Annotated in this window: 16 protein-coding genes; 4 read left to right on the top strand and 12 right to left on the bottom strand. The window is 44.9% G+C overall.

Annotation, left to right across the window (positions count from 1 at the left end; translation table 11 throughout):
- Positions 1-597 precede the first annotated feature (597 nt).
- Positions 598-2,724 carry a glycogen debranching protein GlgX gene (glgX, locus tag H6F74_RS11115; RefSeq protein WP_190440666.1) on the top strand — a complete coding sequence of 709 codons (2,127 nt, stop codon included), beginning with the start codon at positions 598-600 and terminating at the stop codon, positions 2,722-2,724.
- 75 nt (positions 2,725-2,799) lie between these two features.
- On the opposite strand, the gene H6F74_RS11120 is transcribed toward glgX, so the two are convergent.
- The 7 genes from H6F74_RS11120 to H6F74_RS11150 all read right to left on the bottom strand — a co-directional run bounded on the left by H6F74_RS11120 (position 2,800) and on the right by H6F74_RS11150 (position 8,600).
- Positions 2,800-3,507, bottom strand: coding sequence for an HpsJ family protein (locus tag H6F74_RS11120; protein ID WP_190440668.1), 708 nt, complete (start codon positions 3,505-3,507; stop codon positions 2,800-2,802).
- Positions 3,508-3,550: 43 nt separating this feature from the next.
- Entirely contained in the window at positions 3,551-4,237 is a 687-nt protein-coding gene (locus H6F74_RS11125) for a cyanoexosortase A system-associated protein (protein ID WP_190440671.1), read from the bottom strand.
- 5 nt (positions 4,238-4,242) lie between these two features.
- Positions 4,243-5,118, bottom strand: coding sequence for a cyanoexosortase A (gene crtA, locus H6F74_RS11130; RefSeq protein WP_190440674.1), 876 nt, complete (start codon positions 5,116-5,118; stop codon positions 4,243-4,245).
- Positions 5,119-5,122: 4 nt separating this feature from the next.
- On the bottom strand, positions 5,123-5,869 hold the full coding sequence (locus tag H6F74_RS11135; RefSeq protein ID WP_190440677.1) for a DVUA0089 family protein: 747 nt from the start codon (positions 5,867-5,869) through the stop codon (positions 5,123-5,125).
- Positions 5,870-6,062: 193 nt separating this feature from the next.
- On the bottom strand, positions 6,063-6,926 hold the full coding sequence (locus H6F74_RS11140) for a hypothetical protein (RefSeq protein WP_199301101.1): 864 nt from the start codon (positions 6,924-6,926) through the stop codon (positions 6,063-6,065).
- 243 nt (positions 6,927-7,169) lie between these two features.
- Positions 7,170-7,763: a proprotein convertase P-domain-containing protein gene (locus H6F74_RS11145; RefSeq protein ID WP_190440680.1), complete on the bottom strand. Its 594-nt coding sequence runs from the start codon at positions 7,761-7,763 to the stop codon at positions 7,170-7,172.
- A gap of 351 nt (positions 7,764-8,114) precedes the next feature.
- Positions 8,115-8,600 carry a hypothetical protein gene (locus tag H6F74_RS11150; protein ID WP_190440683.1) on the bottom strand — a complete coding sequence of 162 codons (486 nt, stop codon included), beginning with the start codon at positions 8,598-8,600 and terminating at the stop codon, positions 8,115-8,117.
- Between the two features lie 76 nt (positions 8,601-8,676).
- On the opposite strand from H6F74_RS11150, the gene hetZ reads away from it, so the two are divergent.
- The 3 genes from hetZ (at position 8,677) to H6F74_RS11165 (ending at position 13,335) form a co-directional block, all read left to right on the top strand.
- Positions 8,677-9,840 carry a heterocyst differentiation protein HetZ gene (gene hetZ / locus H6F74_RS11155; RefSeq protein ID WP_190440700.1) on the top strand — a complete coding sequence of 388 codons (1,164 nt, stop codon included), beginning with the start codon at positions 8,677-8,679 and terminating at the stop codon, positions 9,838-9,840.
- Positions 9,833-10,846 (top strand): hypothetical protein, encoded by a 1,014-nt coding sequence (locus H6F74_RS11160; RefSeq protein ID WP_190440704.1) that lies wholly within the window; start codon positions 9,833-9,835, stop codon positions 10,844-10,846. The genes hetZ and H6F74_RS11160 overlap by 8 nt, the downstream gene beginning before the upstream one ends.
- 173 nt (positions 10,847-11,019) lie before the next feature.
- Positions 11,020-13,335: a DUF3488 and DUF4129 domain-containing transglutaminase family protein gene (locus tag H6F74_RS11165; protein ID WP_190440706.1), complete on the top strand. Its 2,316-nt coding sequence runs from the start codon at positions 11,020-11,022 to the stop codon at positions 13,333-13,335.
- A 47-nt stretch (positions 13,336-13,382) separates the two neighbouring features.
- Here H6F74_RS11165 and H6F74_RS11170 read toward each other — a convergent pair whose 3' ends face one another.
- The 5 genes from H6F74_RS11170 to H6F74_RS11190 all read right to left on the bottom strand — a co-directional run bounded on the left by H6F74_RS11170 (position 13,383) and on the right by H6F74_RS11190 (position 18,387).
- Complete coding sequence (locus H6F74_RS11170; RefSeq protein WP_190440708.1) at positions 13,383-15,149, bottom strand: NAD+ synthase; 1,767 nt, start codon at positions 15,147-15,149, stop codon at positions 13,383-13,385.
- A 132-nt stretch (positions 15,150-15,281) separates the two neighbouring features.
- A complete protein-coding gene (locus H6F74_RS11175; RefSeq protein WP_190440711.1) occupies positions 15,282-15,575 on the bottom strand; it encodes an isochorismate lyase in 294 nt (97 codons plus the stop codon).
- A gap of 44 nt (positions 15,576-15,619) precedes the next feature.
- Complete coding sequence (locus tag H6F74_RS11180; RefSeq protein ID WP_190440713.1) at positions 15,620-16,357, bottom strand: NUDIX domain-containing protein; 738 nt, start codon at positions 16,355-16,357, stop codon at positions 15,620-15,622.
- Entirely contained in the window at positions 16,330-16,920 is a 591-nt protein-coding gene (locus H6F74_RS11185) for a nicotinate-nucleotide adenylyltransferase (protein ID WP_190440716.1), read from the bottom strand. The genes H6F74_RS11180 and H6F74_RS11185 overlap by 28 nt, the downstream gene beginning before the upstream one ends.
- A gap of 54 nt (positions 16,921-16,974) precedes the next feature.
- Positions 16,975-18,387: a nicotinate phosphoribosyltransferase gene (locus tag H6F74_RS11190; RefSeq protein ID WP_190440718.1), complete on the bottom strand. Its 1,413-nt coding sequence runs from the start codon at positions 18,385-18,387 to the stop codon at positions 16,975-16,977.
- Between the last annotated feature and the right edge of the window lie 141 nt (positions 18,388-18,528).

Consider the following 18,528-nt stretch of genomic DNA (forward strand, 5'->3'; position numbering starts at 1 on the left):
ACTACTCATACAAAGCTGCATTCATAGATAGAATGTCATGCTGAGCAAAGTGAAGTGAAGCGACATATTTGAATGCTACTTGGTATCAGCCCTAACTTACATTAAGATAGTTTGTATTTAAAATCACTTTCAAGCTTAACATTAGTTCCATTCTCGGATAGAAGCCGCAGAAAACAGTAACAGCTAAATTTATTTTTAAACAACAAGTGGGTAATCAAGGGTCATGGTGTCTAAGGCTTTCTTCGGTTTACGCACAATAGTGGGCATTTGCTGATGCTGCTTGCGGTTGATGAAGAGAGGCCATTGTTTCAATGGGAACTCCTAACCAAACAATTTATGATAAACTTGATACCCAAATATAAAAACTTGCCATCACGAATATGCAAGAATACTTTTAACTCGATTAGTAAAAGCAAACACATCTAAATTTTGAACATCAATTAAATCAATAAGATACAGCGTTGAATAACAAAATTCTTACAATTAAGTCATTCATTTAGCAAGACTTGAGAGATTAGATGCGTTTGCTTGGAGTGAATTGACGCTGTAAGGAGTTGATTTTAGCTAACTATCAATTTTTCGTGAATTTTTCCATATATGCACCTAGAACTCTGGCCTGGTAACGTTTATCCTTTAGGTTCCTACTGGGATGGCAAAGGTACAAATTTCGCTTTGTTCAGTGAAAACGCAACGGGTGTAGAACTTTGTCTGTTTGACAAAGACGGTAAGGAGAAACGCCTCACCCTGACGGAAGTAGACAACTGGGTTTGGCACGGCTATGTGCCGGGGATAGCACCGGGACAACGCTATGGATATCGTGTATATGGCTCCTACGATCCATCTCAAGGTCATCGCTTCAACCCCAACAAACTCCTGATCGACCCTTATGCGAAAGCGATTGATGGCGATGTCGTCAATGGGCCAGAACTCTTTGGCTACTCTTGGGATGACCCAGAAGAAGACCTCAGCTTCAGCGAAACTGATAGCGCCCATCTGATGCCAAAATCGGTTGTTATTGATGAGTCCTTTGATTGGGAAGGGGATCAACTGCTGCGAATCCCATTCCACGAGACGATCATCTATGAAACCCACGTCAAAGGATTTACCCAGCTGCAACCAAATATCCCGGAAGAACTGCGGGGTACTTATGCGGGGCTGGCGCATCCGGCCGCGATCGCTCATCTCCAGACCCTCGGAATTACAGCAGTAGAAGTGATGCCCGTACATCACTTCTTACGCTTTCCCGGACATCTCGCTGACAAGGGACTGAAGAATTTCTGGGGCTACGATTCCCTCAATTACTTTGCCCCCTACTCTGGCTATAGTGCCGATAAAACTCCGGGGGGTCAGGTACGCGAGTTCAAGGCAATGGTAAAAGCGCTGCACAAGGCAGGAATTGAGGTCATTCTGGATGTGGTCTACAACCACACGGGCGAAGGCAATCACCTAGGCCCTACATTGTCGATGCGAGGGGTAGATAATGCCGCTTACTATCGCCTCGTAGATGAAGATCCCCGCTATTACATGGATTTCACGGGTTGCGGAAATTCCTTGAACGTGCGCCATCCGCAAATCCTGAAGTTAATCATGGATAGTCTGCGCTATTGGGTCTTAGAGATGCACGTCGATGGATTCCGCTTCGACCTTGCCTCGGCACTGGCGCGAGAACTTTATGACGTGAATAATCTGGCAGCATTCTTTACCATTGTCCACCAAGACCCTGTAATCGCCGATGTGAAGCTGATTGCCGAACCTTGGGATGTGGGAGATGGCGGCTACCAAGTCGGCAACTTTCCCCTGCTGTGGTCAGAGTGGAATGGCAGGTATCGCGATGTCATGCGAGATTTCTGGCGCGGTGAGGAGGGTAGCTTAGGGGAATTTGCCTACCGCTTCACGGGTAGCTCTGATTTATACCAGACCAACGGGCGCAGTCCGTATGCCAGTATCAACTTTATAACTGCCCACGATGGTTTCACTCTCTACGATCTGGTCAGCTACAACGAGAAGCACAACGAGGCGAATGGAGAAAACAACTGCGATGGCGATAGCCATAACCGTTCGTGGAATTGCGGGGTAGAAGGGGAAACCAATGACCCCGAAGTTTTGGCGTTGCGGGAACGACAAAAGCGAAACTTCCTGGTGACGTTAATGCTTTCCCAAGGCGTACCGATGCTGGTTTCCGGGGACGAAATGCAGCGAACCCAAAAGGGTAATAATAATGCCTATTGCCAAGACAATGAAATTTCCTGGTTGGATTGGAATTTGCAAAATGAAAAATCTGAGCTGTTAAATTTTACTCGCCAGCTAATCTACTTCCGCCGCAAACATCCGGTATTTCAGCGACGCAAGTGGTTTCAAGGAAGACCGATCCACGGTAGGACGATAAGCGATCTTGCCTGGTTCAATCCTGATGGTAGCGAGATGACTGAGGAACAGTGGCAGATTGGTTTTTCCAAGGCAATTGGGGTTTTCTTGAATGGAGAGGAAATTCCCAGAGTTGGCCCCCAAGGTCAACGCATTATTGATGAGAGCTTTCTGTTGTTCTTTAATGCTCACTGGGAAATGATTGAGTTTACTTTACCAATCGATTTGCAAGCGCGAGGGTGGATGGTTGAGATTGATACTAAGGAGGCTGGTTTCGTAGAAGACGGAGCTATTTACACGGGTGATAAAGCTGTGCCAGTCACGGCGCGATCGCTAGTAGTCTTACGCTGTCTACCATAGAACTCAAGACCAATTAAATAGGCTTCGCCTTTTCTTAGGCGAAGCCTTCCTTTAGGGTTGATAAACCATAAAGTATTAATTACGAATGCTCTTGCTCCGCTTGCGTCGCGCCCAGCGTGTGGCGTGCCAAATCCAAACAAACAAAGTAGCAGAAACCAACGCACCTAAGTTCCACTTTAGAGAACTTTTTATTAGGCTAAGGCGCATATTTTGGCGCGTTGTTTGATTTTGGGTAGTGACAATCTTCTCAGCTTTACCAATTTCTGCAAGTAGTTTCTTTTTGAAGCCTTCAGTATTTTTAATTTCAGGCGATCGCTCTTGGGGATTTAAAGCCGCAAAAAGCTGATTCATATCTTCTTCAGTGGTAGCTTGTGCTAACCTACCTTTAAATCGTTGAATTTGCGATAACTGTTGAGATGATTGGTAATTGATTTGGGCATTGTTTCGATTATAAAGTCGCCAAGTGTTATTAACTCCTAAAGGAATTAGCAGCAAAAATAATACTCCCAAGGCTAGAGAAACCCAGGAAAAAAGTTTTAATATAGTTATTTCTAATTTGCGGCGATAACTTAAATCTCCGTAAAAAACCAACACCATTCCTATCAAAGGTACAGGAACTCGTTCAACGAGAGAACCCATCATCTGAAATTCCCAGGTTGGGTTAGTAAAGCGTGGCGGAACAAGAATCTGAGAAAAATCAAAGAAGGCTAACATCAACAAGCCGTAACCTGCTACCCGCAAAAGAGAAATAGTCTGGATTTCTTTGCTTTCGGATTGATTCATACAAGTAAAACTTTTTTTCTAAATTGTTATTGCTCAAAACTCTCTATTGTTTAGGAAAACGCGGTTTCCACCAGCGAAACCAGGAAACCCAAGCTTGTTCCAAAAGTTGGTAGGAAGACTCAGGATTAGTAGCATTTAAAGGCGTGGATAAATGCGCCCAAAGACAACGGCGATCGCGCAAAGTTTCTTCACCTAATAACCAAGGCCTCAAACGTCTTATTTGTAAGTCGTAAATAACCTGATTTTTCAAAAATTGTTGCATAGTAACTGTACTGTTTCCCCGTGGGTTAATACAGGCATTCAAGTAAGCTTGATGCCGATAAACAAAGAGGCTATAAAAGCCCATTTCATTTTGCTGGCGTAACGCCTGTATCATCTCACCACGAGGTAGCTTGACATCAGTATGTTTTTGCAGCAAGCTATCGATATTTCCCAGAGTACCTACCACATAGCGCATCTCTATATTGATAAAAATGCCATTTTTAATATATCGATATCGCCTTCCAGCAATAACAGAATCGTATTGTCCAGGTAGCTGATTAACTGTATCATTCAGAGGTTTACTTTCTAATAGTTGGGCTTCACTTAATGGAACATTTGGAGGAAAAGCGAACAAGCTAACAGTTTTATTACCTGCTTCTGGATCTAAAATTAACTTTAAAAGCGTCAAAATAATCCCAAAAGAAGTTATAGCTAGTAATATGCCTCGGAGTTCTTTGCTCAATATCATTGCTTTTAAAACTCCATGTTATCTGGATTTTCTGGTTTATTTTCATGTAGCAAGAATTGGCATAAGATACCAAAAATTAAAATGGAAATTGTAGAAAATATTTGGTTGCCTTCAGATCCATGCCAGTATTCAAATGCTTGCTGATTTGAGGATGCTACCAAAACCGCCATTAAAGCAACTCGAATCCCATTGATTAGAAATGCTAATAAAATAGCCCCTATGGGTAATAAGGTTTTTTTATAAATTTCCGTAGGGAATACTAAAATAAAAAGCAGCGACAACCGTAACAGTAGGAACATCGCATTTAATCCAGAACATCCGGCATATATTTCTATAGCGCCGTTGGGTAAAATCACGTTTACGCCTTGGCGAGAAACTGTAAATCCTAAATACCAAAGCATGAAGGTTGAAAACTTAGCGGCTAGTAAACTGGTATTAATTAGATTTTCAAGTTGCTGTAATAGCAATTCTTCAGGAATAACAAGAAGGAACACGATAATAAATTCCAGCGAATATTGCTTTAAGCCCTTAAAACCAGATGCTATCAAACCCAAACCTAAAGCGAAAAATAATATAGCTATTTTAATAAATGAAGACTCAAACCAAAACAGAGATGTGCTTTTGATGAGGCTGATAGCAATCAGTAAGACACCAAATAAAGTAGAAAGGATATCACTTTCTACTTTTAAAGTATTACGTTTTTTCCACAGCAAAGAGAATAAAGCACACCAAGACAAGACAGTTAAGCTTAAGCGATCGCTATCGCGAGTTAGCTTCCAGGTTAAGATTAGTTGAACCGCAGCTATGCCGAAAGCGATCGCAAACAACCATGACTTTGAGTTTCCTAATAACCTACCTACGCTGACAGTACGTTTTTTCATAGATTTAAACTTGCTTTTCTGGCTTTTTAGCAAGTTGTCCGCTTTGGCTGGTATTGCCCTCTATACATGATTTTCTGGCTAATTTTCGTGTTTTTTTAAATCTAGAAACAGCACCCCAAACACCCAACGCTAATACTCCCAGTGCTGAATGCGGTTCGTAGGGAACAGGAGTAGAACCAGTAGTAAACTCAGCCCCGGTTAAATTGATAGTGTAGGTGCCAATATTGTCATCAAAGCTGTCTCTGAACCAGCCGCTAAGTGGCGACGCACCACCAGCACCAGTTGGCCCTTGAACTCCCAACAATGGTGAAGGAAAAATGTCACCTCCAGCGCTTGCTGGCGAGTCTCCAAAGGTAGAAATGGCTAAATAGTAAACCCCAGCAGATAACAAAGTGGAAGGAATAGTTGACTGAGGAGTACCTGCATCGTCATCGTTTCCAAAAACACCTATGCCCGCTGAATTAAACAAGAATAACTGCGTGTCAATCGTAGTCCCCGTACCTACTGTTGTAGCGGAAAATGGATTAACACCATTTACGTAGATTTGGAACAAGTCAATATCTTCACCTGCCGTTATTATTCCTAAGATGCTGGTCAGGGGTGTTCCGGGCGGTTGGGTACTGACAGCCTGACTTGTTGAAAGCAATTCGCCAGCATCCCCAATCTCAGTAAATGTAGCAGCTTGTGCCACTTCTCCAACTAAAAAAGGCACAATACAAAAGATAAAAGGCAAAAAAAGATAATTGTTCATTTTTTATTCTCCCAATTAGCGATTAACCTTTAACAATTAGTAATTGGCTTAACGTGCAACTTTTAGAAATCCGCCTTAAGAAGGGAGTTTTGGGGATCTACAGTAGACAAACTCAGGTAATAATCCCCCTTGCGCCCTTCTTAAAGAGAGTTTTAATCGGGATTATCCATTGCGTTAATTGGCAAACCCCAATTTAAGAACAACCTAGTGCTGAAGCCTGCACCACAGTTCTTAAGTCGCTAGTGAATTGCGCCTTGTATTGCAAGGGCGAGGTACCAATACAAGTCATGGCAGTTTTATTTGGTCGTCGAGGAGCAAAATATGAATCTGCTTGAATGACAAGGTTTGTGCCTGTCCAAGATAAGCCTTTTACATCTAAAGAATTGCTTTCTCCATTACTTAGCAAAGCTGATAAAAATGTGGCATTGAGAACGTTACCAGTTTTGGGATCTATCCGTGCCAGAATTGCCACTTTTCTACCCCCACCTTGTCCATAGCTAGTTAACCAACCATTTGTAGCAAAGCGGCGGAAATCTTGGCTGGATGTTCCCTGTGTGCCGTCGGTACTGAATGCAGCATATAAAATGCTGCTGCCATTCCAAAGTAAACCGTAGCCTCGACCATCAGCACCTGTTGTGTCGTAGTCTGTTTTACACCAAGTTCTTACACCATTGTCGAAACGCACCATTCGCGGGTCTTGGTTAATACTTGATACTTGCTGGTAGCCGATGTATATGATTGACGATCCAAAGGTGACTCTAGGGCCGTTTTTAGCTCGAATTGTTGCTTCAGAATCGTTACAGGAAAAGGTGACATTACTGCCTATTGATGAAACTAAGTTCGTTTGAGAAATCGCACTTTGAGGGGCAGTGCCTCCACTGAGTCCTAATATTGCTGTTAGTCCAAGAAATACTAAACTTTTGTGGAAAGTGAGTGGACGTTTAAGTTGCTGACACTGACGATCTGGAGTAGCTGTTTCACAGTCTAAGATCGGCTGCTCTTTCTTCAAACTGGCTAATTGCAGTTTGCAAACTATGGGCAGCGAACGAATATCCATGTGATAATTTCCCAGTGTAAAGTTCAATCAGGACGTCCTGGTTCATCTTTCCCTTTCTGGTTTAAACTTCCGGACAATCTATCGAGAGATAGAGGTAATTTTTGAAAAATTCAGTATAATTACTGGCTAATAAGCTAATTAAACTTGGGTGGCTTTTAATTTCAGTAGCTATTCGTAAGTGCTGGGTATTTTGGAATTTGATACTGTTAGAAACAACTAGAAAAATTTGCGATCGCGTAAGTATTACTTGCGTTTTTGCAGTCGTTTTTTGAGTTGAGTCGCCGCACCCCAACCGCCCAGCACCAATATGCCCAAGGTTGGTGAAAACTCGTAAGGCACTGGAGTAGAAGAATTAAAACTCAGCTGCGTACCAAGGGCAGTCCCCCACGGTGCTGCGTCGCCTGCTTGGTACAAATAGCCATCCTCGGCGGCAAAGTCGTCAACAATGCTCAATGTCCAGGTTCCGTTGGGGTTCTGCCCATTGAACGCACTCAGGGGGCTACTAGGTCTATAGGCACCGATAAATGGCGCGTCACCAGCAGTAATTGCGATCGCTGCTTGATCGTCGAGCAGGGTATCCTGAAAGTTGTCCTCAAAGCTACCTACCTGCGAAAATAGTTGAATTTGTGTTCCAGTTGGCGATCGCAAGAAAACAGTCAAGTCAGAATCATAAGTATGCTGGGCGGAAAACCTCACGTTCAGGTCGGTGATGGTTCCCTCGCCCGAGACACTGAAAGTAAAAACCGATGTCGAAAAATCGAAAATCTGCCCGCCTGAGGCGATGTTGAAAACTGCTGCGTAAGCACTCGATGGTAAGCATAACAGTGCTGTCGTCAAAACAATATCAAAGAGATTTTGCCTTATGGGAGGCTTTTGGAATATATCCGACCTTCGCAAAATCCAAAATCCAAAATCAATAAGTACCTCTACAGAACTTTTTCTACTTACCAGGAACCTCTGGAAATATTTTTACAAACATTTACAAGGGCAATTAACTTTAGCGGCTAAGGAGGTGGGCATAATTCAACGGAGATTGCAGGAACCCTACAAACCCGGTTTCTTAGTTTCGTTTATTTAGGCTCGGCTTTAAGTAGACGAGTGTAAACGATTAATCCAAATCGGACATTTTATTACATTTCTTAAAGCTTCAAACCATTGATTAAAAAAGCTCACCATAAAAAACCTTGCTCAAGCAATATCTGGAGGCAAGTTTCTGGGGTTAGATTTGGGGGAAGGTCGATGTATTTGCTGATGTTCTTTGATGCGCTCTATTAAATTTACCCGAAAAATTTCATAGCCAGTGGTACGATTACCAGGAGTATCAAAGAAAATTGTGCTGTCTATCACCTCCCTGCCGACCGTCTCAAACAAAATGTGAGTCACAGGCTCTCTTTGGGCAACAATTTGAGGATCTGGCACTAACTGGAAACCCTTAGCGTCCTCAAGAGTTGAGAAAGCGTGTATCACCTTTTTTTGGACATCAGGTTCGGCGCGATTACTAAGGGTTGTCAATAACCAACCGGATTCTGGGCTTTGGAGAATGTAATACTCTAAATGTTGTAACCCCGTGGCATATTCGATGAGAACGGGTGCGATTTGGGTAATCCACTCAGGTGGTACACCATAAAGTTGCGCTTTGTCAATCAGTGCTAGAATCTGTTGGTCTAAATTCATATTGTTAATTTAAGGGCTTGTGCTGTTAACGTATGACGTTTGGGTATGCTAGGGTCTTGGTAACAATTTAGCCAGTGTGGGGAATATCTACCAGCGCGTGGAGGCAATTTTTAAACTACTATTTAACGAACTCCGAGAGTCAACAAAAGCCTCGGAGGATAACTGTCGTGAGGTGGCGGCGCGGATAGCCAGTGAAGTCGCCCGAATTTGTCATGAGAGTAAACGCATCCAAGATTCAGGAGATGTGGAAACTTGGGCGACGACACTGGCTCGTCTTCGCCTAAAGCAATGTCTTCACTATTATCAGATGGGCGCACATCGGGGAAGAGTGGAATTACACGCTACTCTGAGTGCGATTGTCTATCGCTACATTACACCTTCACAGGTGCCAACGAGCTATCAGGCGCGGCTGGTGCTGATTGAAGATTTCTTGCAAGGATTCTATGCGGAATCCTTAAATGCGTTTCGCCGCGAGAATGCGATTGTTACCAAGTATCGTCCCCATACTCTTTTAGAGTTGGCAGAATACATGGCTTTTGCCGAACGCTATGGCAAGCGACGCATTCCCCTTCCGGGTCATCGTACTCAGCAACTAATCATCCTGCGGGCGCAGACATTTTCGCAACAGCAACCTCCGGAAACTTCCGTAGATATGGAGCAGGCGGCTGAGGGAGGCGCTACGGAGTCAGACTCGGTTTGGAATGAAGCAACGGTGCATCAGGTACGGGAGGCAATGGTAGGTCATGAACCGGAACCGTTGGAAAAGAGCCTGCGCCAAACGGTGGTTAAGGAGTTGATGAAATATCTCAAAGACCGCCAGCAGACTGAATGCGTCGATTACTTTACGCTGCGCCTGAAAGATTTATCTGCCGGGGAAATTGAGGCGATTTTGGGTTTGACTCCCCGCCAGAGGGATTATTTGCAACAACGCTTCAAATATCATTTAATTCGGTTTGCCCTTTCCCATCGCTGGGAACTGGTGCATCAGTGGTTAGAAGCGGATTTGGAGCGCAATTTGGGTCTAACACCCCAGCAATGGCAGGTGTTTCAAGGACTTTTGAGCGCTCAACAGGCTGAATTACTACGATTAAAGCAACAGGGAGTGGAAGCAGCAGCGATCGCTCAGACTTTAAATTGTACGGTTTCCCAGGTCGAAAAGCGATGGTTTAAGCTGCTGGAGCTTGCCTGGGAAATTCGCAATCGTTCAGTATCCGGAGCAAGTGCATCTCAAGATGAATAGTGACCTAGATAACAATTCCGAAGCGATAGATAACCGCTTCCTAGCATGGCTGCTAAAGGATTCTAATCCCACAGCAGCAGAACCACCACAAGACCCTAACTTGGAAGGCGATTCTGTGGAGGCAATGGAATTGGATTATTCTGATCCCCTAGACTCGGAAGACCTGAGCCTAGTATTAGACCACCTCGATGAAGCGGCCCAAGGCTGTCAACCACTCAACTTGGGAGGAGAAAAACCGACTGTGCAAAATCGTTTCCATGCCCTTTTGAAGCGCAAACTGCAAGTTGAAATTGAACGTAACCCACCTCTTTTTCCTTGGGAGACGGAAATTTGCAACTACGAACCTGATTATTTAGACCGCGAGGCTGAAAGCTCTGTTCCCCTGTGGATACCCCAGCTTTCTAACTTCAGTCTGCCTGTCACCCTCCCCGAAACGGTTTTAACACAACTGCTAGATTCCTGTCAGGAGGTCGTGCAGTCGCCGCTAGCGCAGGGAGCGAAATTGGTGCGTGCCGCTAGTGCCTTGTTTCCAGAACAACGCCAGACACTAAACCAGTTAGCAGGAATGGTGTTGCTCTATCCAACCCGTTCCCCCCAAGAGCAGCAATTTTTCACGAATCGTTACGAAGAAGCTACAGATAGCCAACAGATGGCGCTGTCCTTATTGGCGGCTAGAGAAATCATCAAGGCACTGACGTTGCCAGTATCGCCCGACTCGAAGCCTGTGGAGCGACATTGGCAAACATCTCTGGGGATCATGAGCGTCCAGGCAGAATACCAGGTAGAGGGTAAGGTTCCCAGGTGCAGGATTGTTAGTCGCTTACCTCGTGGCGGCAGTTTGACGCTGCGAACTGCTGTTGCAGAAGCAACAGCGCAGCGTTCCTATCCAGGCTACCTGAGTGTAGAATCGTTTGATTTAGAACCTAATCAGACTTATCCTCTGGAAATTCGCTTGTCAGAAGTGGATCAACCACCGCTGATTTTTGCGATCGCAATTAGTTCGTAGTCATTAGTTCGTAGTCATTAGTAATTCGTCAGCAGTCAATCGTCACTTAAGGGTTGTCGAGTTGAAACGTTGGGTAGAGATTGTCGTTCTAACAACTTTCCAACCTTCCAACACATACGGACAACTGACAGCGGACAAAGCACAATAGACTAATGACCAATAACTAATGACTAATGACTAATTCAGTTTTGCATCGGGTGCGGCAACGGCTAGAAACAACGTCGAAGCCGGAAACGGAAGAATCAATCCTGCTACGGGTGCTGGTGCAGGCACTCGTAGTTGTGGGGATTATTGCCACGGATGTAGCGGCGGAAACTCAGATTAGTTTATGGGCTGTGCCGCTGAGTCTAGTTGGTGCGACGTGGAGTTGGTATCGACGACGCGATCGCAATGTGCCTGTAAAATTTTTGATAGCGATTGGGATGGTGGTAGCACTAACAGTTTTTCTGAGAAATCTGTTTGGTGCTTTGAATGATACACGCTTGGTGCTTGCAGAATTGTTAATTCATCTGCAAGTGCTGCACAGCTTTGACCTCCCGCGTCGCAAAGATTTAGGCTATTCGATGGTGATTGGGCTGATTTTGTTGGGCGTTGCTGGTACAGTCAGCCAAACCTTAACCTTTGCACCAATTTTGCTGTTGTTTTTGGGCGTAGCGCTGCCTGTTCTGGTGCTAGATTATCGCTCTCGGTTAGGCCTACTTGAAGGCAAAAGTAAAAAGATAAAAGTTAAAAAAAATCCCCAAGAAATTAAAAACACTTTTAAGTTTTACTTTTTACTTTTTACTTTAATTGTCGGGCTGGGGCTAACTATTTTTGCATTAATGCCCCGGTTTCCTGGCTATCAACTACAAACATTTCCAGTTAGCGGGCCTCAAGGTTTAGAACAACAAAATTTTTCTAGTAACGGCCGCGCCATCGTTAACCCTGGTTACGCCAGACAAGGTAAACAAGGTAGAGGTGGAGGCGGCGGACAAAACCAAGAAAGGGGCGCCGGGCAGATGGATGATACCTTCTACTACGGCTTTAGCAGCAAAATTAACCAGAATCTCCGGGGAGAGATGAAGCCCAAAGTGGTGATGCGAGTGCGATCGCAAGCCGAGGGATTTTGGCGAGTGCTGGCGTTAGATCGCTACACTGGTCAGGGTTGGGAAATTTCCCGCGACAAGCAAACACAGACTGTGCAACGTCCGGCCTGGTCGTACCGATTTTTCCTTCCCAGACAGGTCATCTTCAGTGGGAAAACTAAACAGGTGATTCAGAGTTACACAATAGTCTCTGAACTGCCGAATCTGATTCCCGCCTTATCCTATCCTAAAGAACTGTATTTTCCCACACAGGAAGTAGCGGTGGATACGGAGAGCGGTTTGCGATCGCCGACAGGTTTGGGGGAAGGATTTACCTACACCGTAATTTCGGAAGTACCAGTACGCGATCGCGCTCTTTTGGCGAAAACATCAACAAACTATTCCGAAAGAATCCGCAATTACTATCTGCAAGTTCCTCCAGAAATCTCTGACAAAGTGCGGCAGCTAACCGAAGAAATATTAGCCAAATCGAGAAAACCCATCACCTCTCCCTACGAAAAAGCTCTCTACTTAGCTCAGTATCTCAAACAAAACTACACCATCCCACAAGACCCTTTTGGCTTGCCTTTTTTGGATGAAAACGAAGACTTAGTAGAAGCATTTCTCTTCAAACACAAAGGAGGTTATCCTGACCACTTCTCCAGCGTTTTAACAATTATGTTGCGTTCGATTGGCATTCCATCCCGGCTAGTAGCAGGCTTTTCACCAGGGGAGTTCAATCCCTTCACTGGCTTCTATGTCGTCCGCAACACCGATGCTTACGCGATGACAGAAGTGTATTTTCCCAACTACGGCTGGTTTGCCTTCGATCCGATTCCCGGTAATCCCTTAATTCCCCCCTCCGTTGAAGAAGACCAAACCTTTAGCGTGTTGCGCCAGTTCTGGCAGTGGGTTGCCGGGTGGTTGCCTTCGCCTGTAGCAAGTTGGTTAAATAACGTATTCGGTGCCATTACCATCTGGCTGATTGGGGCGATAATCTGGCTCTGGGCGCTGCTTTCCAATGGCTGGGTGGGATTGTTTACTGGTATAATCCTGGCAATTTGCCTGGGGTTTCTCGGTTGGTTGGCTTGGAACAGGTTGCAAGCATTGCGTTACCGTCTCTGGCTGGGTAAGTTGCCGCCGATGGAAAGTATCTACCAGCAAATGCTTAAGGAGTTGAGTGTCCAAGGATACGCCAAGCACCCAGCACATACTCCTCTAGAGTATGCCTATCAAGCACGTCAACACCATTCACCCGACAAAGCCGAAGTCATCAACGAAATTTCCCAGGCATATGTCCAATGGCGTTATGGCAGAGAGACACCGAATTTAAAACAGTTGCGATCGCGTTTGCAAAGTTTGAAAAAATCTCAGATAAAGAAGGTTTGGGAGCAGCGATCGCGTTTAAAACTCGTAAAACAATAAACCGTAGACAGGCAAGATGCCTGTCTACTTTCTTAGCTTTGAAATTTTTAATTATTTACCGCCCAACGACTGGCAATTGGCATTCGCCAACCAGTACCAAAAGCGCGATCTGTAATCTTAATTCCCGGAGGTGCTTGTCGCCGCTTAAATTCCGCACGCGCTACCAGTTGCATCACTCGGTTAACAACAGTTGCATCGTGTCCGGCGGCGATAATTTGGGCTGATGATTGATACTCGTGAATTAAGCGTTGTAAAATGTCGTCCAAAATATCATAAGACGGCAGAGAATCTTGATCGACTTGACCGGGTTTTAATTCCGCACTCGGAGGCTTAAAGATGATATTGGTTGGGATAATTTCTTTTCGGATAGAGGAAAGAGTAGCATTCTTTTCTTCCCCAGTCCCTAGTCCCCAGTCCCCAGTCCCCAGTTTCTCAGCATTCAGCCAATTACAAAGGGAATAGACGCAGGTTTTAGGTACGTCAGCAATTACAGCTAATCCGCCATTCATATCGCCGTAAAGCGTACAGTAACCAACAGCCATTTCTGATTTATTGCCTGTAGATAGTAGCAAATAGCCAAACTTGTTAGCGATCGCCATCAATAAATTACCGCGAATCCGCGATTGAATATTCTCCTCGGCAAGTCCAAAAGATGTGTCAGCAAACACCTTTTCCAGAGTTTTGTCGTAACCTGTCATTAAATCGCCAATCGGCAGAATTTCAGTCGCAATGCCCAGATTTTCGGCTAATTCCAGCGCATCCTTAATAGAATGATCGGAACTGTAGGGAGAAGGCATGAGAATGCCGAATACATTTTCTGATCCTAATGCAGAGGATGCGATCGCTGCCACTAATGCCGAGTCGATCCCACCACTCAAACCAATAACTACTTTAGAAAAGCCGCACTTACGCGCATAGTCTCGCACCCCCAACACTAAAGCGCCCCAAATTTCCTCATCTTCAGTTTCTGGTAAAGGCGATATCCCTCCCTCACCTCTTAACGAGGAGGAGTTGGGGGGGAGCAGATCCCGCTTTTCCTCATCAAATTCTATTAACACCAAATCTGTTTCAAAAGCAAAAGCGCGACTAACTACCTCACCAGTACGATTTAAAGCGAAACTGCAACCATCAAAAATTAAGTCATCATTTCCCCCAACCTGATTAGCATATACGATTGGTTTATTGAAGCGAGACGCGCTATGTCGCAACATCGATTCTCGCAACTTGTGCTTACCAACTCTGTAAGGCGAAGCTGATAAATTTACAATAAAATTTACATCCAATTGAGCTAAATCAACAATTGGATTTATCGCATAGCTGCGCTTACCCCAAAATTCCTCATCGTTCCACAAATCTTCGCAAATTGTTACTCCGATGTGGAGATTGTCGAGGGTGAAAGCATTAGCTTGCAGCCCTGGTTCAAAATATCGATATTCGTCAAAAACATCGTAGGTTGGTAACAGTCGCTTGTGAAAAATTTGCTGTAACTGACCATTTTCTAACCAGGCGATACTGTTAAATAAAGGTTTTCCGCCAGCAACGTGCGCTTTTGAATTTGGTTCAACTGTTCCCACTAAAACAGCTATATTTGGCGGTAAATCTTGCGCTAATTGCTGTAAAACCTTTGCCATTGATTCAACGAAGCTGGGATTTAATAGCAAATCCCGTGGCGGATAACCGCACAAAGAAAGTTCCGGTGTTAGCAATAAACGGACATTATTCTCGGCTGCAATTTTAGCAGCATTGAGAATTTGTTGGGCATTGTTGGCGAGGTCGCCAATTGTGGGGTTAAGTTGAGCGATCGCAATTTTCATATATAGCCATCCTATTTGATGTGTGAAAGCTACTTTTTTAAAACGAACCGCAGAGACGCTTAGAACGCAGAGGAAGAGAGATAAGATTTTATATATAAATAACGTTTGCTGTATTTGAATATATTACATTATTTATTTTCTGGATTTCCAATGGTGCAATTCTTCATTCATAAAATAAGTGACCAAATCTTGATATAACTTTTCAATTACATCAGGATTTAAGCCTTGTTCTTCAGCCCAAACACGTCTTTGCTGCATCATAGCCTTACGCCGTTCTGGGGCTTTTACACTTTCTTCACTGGTTTTGAACTTGGCAGCAGCTTTCACATATTCAAATCGCTTGCCAAGAAGTTCGATAATTTTCCGGTCAATTTTATCAATCTCATTACGGATGTCTTGGATATCTAAAGTCTCGTCGGGTTCCATATTTTTTAACACAGAAGATTAAATGACTTTGCGTACCTTGGCGTTTAAATAAAAACCAAAGGCTTATCCTTAAATGGGGCAAACGCTTCAGCATCAAAGCGATACAAACTAGCCGGACGGCCGGCACCACGCGACACTTTTACTTTAGTATCGTAAAGAAAACCCAGCTTCAGCAACCGGGCGCGAAAGTTGGAATAATCTGCAAAATTGTCCCCTAAAACTGTCGTGTAAAGCTGATATAAGTCACTTAAAGTAAATACCTCTGGCAACACTTCAAATGCAACTGGGCTATACTCCAACTTATTTCGCAAACGCCGATGACCGTACTCTAAAATTTTATTGTGGTCAAAGGCGAGTTGCGGCACTTGTTCTAAGGGATACCAAGCAATACCACTAACGCCATCGGCAATTAATTCAGCTTCTTCAAACCGTACCAAAGCAAAGTAACTAACTGATAGATAACGCACCCCATAACTATCATCACATTCCCTCAGATCGCGTCCCGGCCCGCCAAAGGTGTATAACTGTTCCAAGTACAAGTTTTTGACGCGAATTTTTTCAGCTAAAATTCGATAGGCGGCATCTTCTAAAGATTCTCCTTGACGGACTAAAGTACCGGGTAGGCACCAATGTCCTGAGAAGGGTTCTTCTTGGCGCATTACTAACAAAACTAACAGTCGATTTTGCGCCGTATCGACTGAGAAAATTACGTTATCAACTCCGACTTTAAAATCGGCTAATGTCGGTTGTTGTGCTATTTTTTTCGAGCCGCGTCCTGGCATTCGTATAAACGTTCTCTATTGATATACTCTTTGACGGTGGTCGTCAAGGCTTTGGTGTTTCCATTCTCACGATACGCTGTAGAGGAAACCGCTGGCGCGTTAAGGTGAGCGATCGCTATGTGCGCCCCCATCTGCCGCAGTTCCTCTAAACTAGAGTCTTCTATCGGATATCCTGGTCTAGGTACTACCAGCAGTTGCACTTGGCGCAACCAATCTTCAACTCTATACCAACGCGGCATCTGGCTAACTAAGTCGGAACCAATTACTACTGTAAAGTCTACCGACATTCCCCAAATTGCCCTCGCCTTCTGGACTGTCTCCAGAGTTCTCGGACTGCTAAGTTCCTGAAACAGGCAGATATTGTGCCAAGTCGAATTAATTTCCTCAATTAGCAACCGTAGCATTCTGGATCGATGTTCCAGGGGCGTTTGGTGAGACTTAAACGGATTATCTGATGCCCACACCGCCACCAGATCGTAGTGTTGAGACAGCCAGTTAAGGATCGCCTGATGTCCAGATGTCGGCGGGTCGGCACTTGTACCAAACAAAGCAACTCTCTTCATTTTCTTCCTTTGGGTTTATATAGCGCTAACGCGCATTAGCATAGCCAAGGCGGTTCATTCCTTCGATGAACCAAGACGAGTTTCTTCAGTCAACAACCTCAGCGCCTCAGAAATCTCCACAGATACAGAAATGGGAGAATCAAGCGATCGCGTCAGAGCTGGTAAACTAGCAACTGATGCAGCTGTACGTTCTCGAATTTCCGCTAAATCTGGTAACTGCATCTGTTCGCCCTGTTTAACCACCAGCTGCAACAAAGGTTCTTCTCCATTCGGGCTTTCCGTCAACAATCCCAATCTGTCTGCTTTAACCTGGCTTCCCTGATGGCGGCGAAAAATCTGCTTTCGACCAGGATAAGTTATCTTACCGCTCGATTCTTTCATCACGGGAATGCCATCAATTTCCACCAGTTTATAAACCCCATTTAAAGCTGTTCCCGTAACCAGTCGAGTTCCCAGTCCATAACCGTCGATGCAAGCGCCAGCTGCTTTCAATCTGGCAATTTCGTATTCATCCAAATCACCACTGGCAAAGATGGGAACATCGGGTAAAAGCGATCGCACTTGTTTAGATAAAGTTACTAAATCACCCGAATCTATCCGTACCCCGGCCAATTGCGTTTCCCCTGCTGCTAACATTTGTGCCAAACCTTGGGCAGCGGCGACTGTATCGTATGTATCAATCAACAATGGCGCACCAGGAAAATATCGGTGGAATGCCTTAAAAGCCTCTTGTTCGCTTCCAGATGTGGCTGCGATCGCCATCACTAAAGCATGAGCAATCGTTCCACTAGGCTTTTGACCCAATTTGATCGCTGCCAATACATTAGACGTGGCATCTAACCCAGCTGCCAACGCCGCCCTCGCCGCCCACACAGAGGCTTGGGGACTAAACGCCCGTCGCGTCCCAAATTCTAGCAGTGTTGCTTGCGCCCCAGCCGCATCGCGCATCCGTGCCGCCCGCGTCGCCACCAAACTCTGATAGTTGATGGTGTTCAGCAGGTAGGTTTCTACTAACTGAGCTTGCCACAAGGGAGCTTCCACCCGCAGCAGCGGCTCGTTGGCAAAAACAGCCGTTCCCTCTGGAACTGCCCACACATCGCCTGTGAAGCGGCATTCCTCCAGCAGCGCCCAAAATCGTGCTGGTGCTTGTGCAAAAATCCCTGTCGCCTGCAAAGCCTCCAGCTGACTTGGTGTAAAGCGGAATTTCTCCAGGTAGTCTAGCGCCTGCGCCAGCCCCATCGCAATCAAATAGCCAAAGCCGTTTGGTAGCCGTCGCACAAACAGCTCAAAGCTGGCGCGTCTTTGCTCCAGACCTTCGCCTGTGTAGCAAGCTGCCATCGTCAGCTGGTAGAGGTCGGTCAGGAGGCTATAATCTTCAGGCGCGATCGCCAGTTCCCGATCTTCTGCCCTTTCCTGCTCCTGAAGCGGGTTAGGGTGCTTTGCAAGTCCGTCAAGGGAAATTTTCATAATCTTGCTACCTTGGCAAGAATAGTTTCTATGATTATAGTGCTATTCACCAAAATACTGCCAAGGTATTTTGATAATCTGTTAAAGAAGATAGATGTATCAGGTAGGTTACATGACCTCTTAGGGCTACTTATCTCCTTT

The sequence above is a fragment of the Trichocoleus sp. FACHB-90 genome (genome assembly GCF_014695505.1).
Classification (GTDB): Bacteria; Cyanobacteriota; Cyanobacteriia; order Cyanobacteriales; family FACHB-T130; genus Funiculus; species Funiculus sociatus.